At 61.7% G+C, this 4,601-nt stretch carries 4 protein-coding genes; all 4 read left to right on the forward strand.

Going from position 1 to position 4,601, the window contains the following annotated elements; genetic code table 11:
- Positions 1–1,359, forward strand: a 1,359-nt coding sequence (locus EN969_RS18075) for an aspartate aminotransferase family protein (protein ID WP_164758324.1), incomplete at its 5' end; no start/stop codon positions are given.
- Between the two features lie 78 nt (positions 1,360–1,437).
- Positions 1,438–2,205, forward strand: a complete 768-nt coding sequence (locus tag EN969_RS18080) for a DeoR/GlpR family DNA-binding transcription regulator (RefSeq protein ID WP_013531814.1) — start codon at positions 1,438–1,440, stop codon at positions 2,203–2,205.
- A 126-nt stretch (positions 2,206–2,331) separates the two neighbouring features.
- Complete coding sequence (glpD, locus tag EN969_RS18085) at positions 2,332–3,858, forward strand: glycerol-3-phosphate dehydrogenase (RefSeq protein ID WP_127419286.1); 1,527 nt, start codon at positions 2,332–2,334, stop codon at positions 3,856–3,858.
- Between the two features lie 42 nt (positions 3,859–3,900).
- A partial coding sequence (locus EN969_RS18090; protein WP_164758325.1) for an ABC transporter ATP-binding protein occupies positions 3,901–4,601 on the forward strand: 701 nt, incomplete at its 3' end.

The following is a 4,601-nucleotide window of genomic DNA, read 5'->3' on the forward strand; positions in this document are numbered from 1 at the left end:
GTTGACTATCGCAACAATCTGCGCGACCGCCCCGTGCGGCCACTGGTAGAACCCGGCGCCATTTCTAGAAGCATCGAGGTTTCGCCGCCCGAAGACGCCGAACCGATGGACCGGATCTTCGCCGATTTCGAAGAGAAGATCCTGCCGGGAATGACCCATTGGCAGCATCCGCGCTTCTTCGCCTATTTCCCGGCCAATGCGGCGCCGGTTTCGGTGGTGGCGGAATATCTGGTTTCGGCGATGGCCGCGCAATGCATGCTGTGGCAGACGTCGCCGGCGGCGACCGAACTCGAAACGCGCACCGTCGACTGGATGCGCCAGGCGCTCGGTCTGCCGGAAGGCTTCTCGGGCGTAATCCAGGATTCAGCCTCATCGGCGACGTTGGCCGCGGTGCTGACCATGCGCGAACGGGCACTCGACTGGCAAGGCAACAAACAGGGCCTGGCAGGGCAGGCGCGGCTGCGCATCTACTCCTCCGACCAGGTGCACACGTCGATCGACCGGGCGATCTGGGTGTCCGGCATCGGCGAGGACAATCTCGTGCGCATTCCCGTCAGCGGCCGCTTTCGCGCCATGGACACGGCCGCGCTCGAGGCGGCAATCGTCGCCGACCGGGAAGCCGGCATGCTGCCGGCGGGCATCATCGCTTGCGTCGGCGGCACCAGCACTGGCGGCACCGACGACATTGCTGCGGTTGCCGAGGTGGCACGGCGGCATGGGCTTTATCTCCATGTCGATGCCGCCTGGGCGGGATCGGCGATGATCTGTCCGGAATATCGGCATTTCTGGACAGGCGTCGAAGGCGCCGATTCGATCGTTTTCAATCCGCACAAATGGCTGGGCGCTCAGTTCGACTGCTCGATCCAGTTCCTGCGCGACCCTGAAAGCCATGTCAGGACGCTGGCCATCAAGCCGGATTATCTGAAGACGCACGGTCATGACGGCATCATCAACTATTCCGAATGGTCGGTACCGCTCGGCAGGCGATTTCGCGCGTTGAAATTATGGTTCCTGCTGCGCGCCCATGGCCTGGAACGCCTGCGCACGATGATCCGCAATCATGTCGCGTGGAGCGAAGGGCTGGCGGCGCGGCTGGCAAGGGAGCCGGATTTCCAGATCGTCAGCGAACCGATGCTGTCGTTGTTCTCGTTCCGGCACAAGACCGCAACCGACGGGGACGAGCACAATCTGCGCCTTGTCAATGCGATCAACGACGATGGCCGCATCTACCTGACGCAGACGAAGGTTGATGGACTGATCGCAATCCGGTTCCAGGTCGGACAGTTCGAGGCGACCGCCGCCGATGTCGAAACGGCTTTTGTGGTGATTACTGAAATCGCACGTGGCCTGGGTCGCTGATTTCGTTAGCCGGCTTATGCCTTTTCATCGGTTTCGTTTTCGACTATAGACAAGAAAAACGAAAACGGGAGGTTGCCCATGTATCTGTCGCCGCGCCATGCCGAGATTATCCAGATGGCCAAGGATCACGGCCGCGTGCTGGTCGATGATCTGGCCAACCACTTCAATGTGACGCCGCAGACCATACGCAAGGACCTCAACGATTTGTGCGATCAGCGGCTGCTCTCGCGCATCCATGGCGGCGCGCTGTACCCCTCCGGCATCGAGAACATGGAGTATGAGGCGAGACGCAAGATTGCCGCCGACGAGAAGGAGGCGATCGGCCGTGCGGCAGCCAGGCTGATCCCCGACAACGCCTCGCTGTTCATCAACATCGGCACCACGACCGAGTCGGTCAGCAAGGCGTTGCTCGATCACAACGGTCTCATGGTCATCACCAATAACATCAATGTTGCCAATAGGATGCGGATATATCCGTCGATCGAAGTGGTGATCGCCGGTGGTGTCGTGCGCGGTTCCGATGGCGGTGTGGTCGGCGAGGCGGCGGTCGATTTCATTAGGCAGTTCAAGGTCGATTACGCGGTGATCGGCGCATCCGCCATCGACCATGACGGGGCCTTGCTCGACTTCGATTTTCGCGAGGTCAAGGTGGCGCAGGCGATCATCGCCAATGCAAGGCATGTCATCCTGGTTTCCGACCAGACCAAATTCGAGCGAACCGCACCGGTGCGCATCGGCCATCTGTCGCAGGTCAACACCTTCATCACCGACCGCTGCGACATCCCCTCGGTGCGCAAGATCTGCCAGGAGGCCGAGGTTCAGCTGATCGAGACGTCGCTCGCCTAGGCGGTTTTCAGCTGATATCACGCGCCCGTGATATTTCGTTTGACATTCGTTATCATTTCGAAATAATTCCGACACGGTTTCGTAAAAGCCCAAAAATGGTGCAATGCGAAATCGCTGGAGGAATTTGTGGACGCATCTCCGATCCGTGACATTTTCGTCATAGGCGGCGGCATCAATGGCTGCGGTATCGCCCGCGACGCCGTCGGGCGTGGCTTTTCCGTCTTTCTCGCCGAGATGAACGACCTCGCCAGCGGGACCTCCTCGGGCTCGACCAAATTGATCCATGGCGGCCTGCGCTGCCTCGAATTCTACGAATTCCGCTTGGTGCGCGAAGCGCTGATGGAGCGCGAGGTTCTGTGGAAGAACGCGCCGCACATCATCTGGCCGATGCGCTTCGTGCTGCCCTATGCCAAGGGCCTGCGCCCGGCCTGGCTGATCAGGCTCGGTCTCTTCCTCTACGACCACATTGGCGGGCGCAAATTGCTGCCGGCGACCCGGACGCTGGACATGGCCAGGGATCCGGCCGGCAAGCCTTTGAAGCCGCTATTCAAGAAGGCCTTCGAATACTCGGATGGCTGGGTCAATGACGCGCGGCTGGTGGCGCTGAACGCACGTGATGCCGCCGACCGCGGCGCAACGGTCCGCACCCGCACGAAAGTGACCGGCGCGCGCCGCGAAAACGGCTTGTGGACGGTCCAGGTCGAGGATCTGCAGACCGGCGAGACCGAGGAGATCAAGGCGCGCCTGCTGGTCAATGCCGCTGGACCCTGGGTCGATCATGTGCTTTCCGGCGTCGTCGGCCTCAACGATGTGCACAATGTCCGCCTCGTGCAGGGCAGCCACATCGTCATCGCCAGGAAGTTCGACGATCCGCGCGCCTATTTCTTCCAGAACAGGGATGGTCGCATCATCTTCGCCATTCCCTACGAAGAAGAGTTCACCCTGATCGGCACCACGGACCAGGATTACCCCGGCGATCCGCATGACGTGAGGATCAGCGACACCGAGATCGACTACCTCTGCGCCGCGGCAAGCGAATATTTCGCTGAAGCCGTCAAGCGTTCGGACATCGTCTGGACCTATTCGGCCGTCCGTCCGCTCTATGATGACGGAGCCTCCAAGGCGCAGGAAGCGACGCGCGACTATGTGCTCAAGGCCGATGGCGGCGAGGGCGCCGCCCCGATCGTCAACGCCTTTGGCGGCAAGATCACCACCTATCGCCGGCTGTCGGAATCGATGCTGGAAAAGATCGAGGGTTTTCTGGGTAAACGCGGCAAGCCGTGGACGGCAAACGCGCCGTTGCCGGGCGGCGATTTCCCGGCCACCGGTTTCGATGCCGAAGTGGCGAAACTGAAGACCGCCTATCCGTTCCTCGACGCGCGCCTGGCTCGCCGGCTGACCCGGCTCTACGGCACCCGCGCAAGGATGCTGTTGGGGCTGGCCAAATCGAACGTCGATCTCGGCCGCAACTTCGGCGCCGATCTCTACGAGGCCGAGGTGCGCTATCTCGTTCAAAACGAATGGGCCGTCACATCGGAAGATGTATTGTGGCGCCGTACCAAGCGCGGTCTGCATCTCAGCCGCGAGCAGGTGGCGGCTCTCGATGAATTCATGCACGGCATAAGCCGGCGCCATGTCGCGGCTGCCGAATGAAGAGGGGTTTGAGCTGATGCGGAAGGCCTGGGAGGAGGCGTCATGCTGGAACTGAGAAACGTCACCAAGACGGTCGGTGCGGTCGCGCATATAAGCGATGTGTCGCTGACGCTCCAGCACGGCTCGCTCAATGTCCTGCTCGGACCGACGCTATCCGGCAAGACCAGCCTGATGCGGCTGATGGCCGGCCTCGACGTGCCGACCTCCGGTTCGATCTGGTTCGACGGCCAGAATGTCACCGGCGTGCCGGTGCAGAAGCGCAAGATCGCCATGGTCTACCAGCAGTTCATCAACTATCCGGCGATGACCGTCTATGAGAACATCGCCTCGCCGCTCAGGGTGGCGGGAACCGATCAGGCGAAGATCGACAAGGAAGTGCGCCATGCCGCAGCACTTCTCAAGCTGACGCCCTATCTCGACCGCACGCCGCTGAGCCTGTCCGGTGGCCAGCAGCAGCGCACCGCACTGGCGCGCGCCATCGTCAAGAACGCCAGCCTGGTGCTGCTCGACGAACCGCTCGCCAATCTCGACTACAAATTGCGCGAGGAACTGCGCGCCGAATTGCCCAGGATCTTCGCCGCCGCCGGCACCATCTTCGTCTACGCCACGACCGAGCCGCACGAAGCGCTGCTGCTCGGCGGCAACACGGCGACGCTTTCCGAAGGGCGCATCACCCAGTTCGGACCGACCATCGACGTGTTCCGCAAACCGGTCGATCTGGTGACGTCCAAGACTTTCGCCGA

It is taken from the genome of Mesorhizobium sp. M7A.F.Ca.CA.003.01.2.1 (genome assembly GCF_003998945.1).
GTDB classification, from domain to species: Bacteria; Pseudomonadota; Alphaproteobacteria; order Rhizobiales; family Rhizobiaceae; genus Mesorhizobium; species Mesorhizobium ciceri.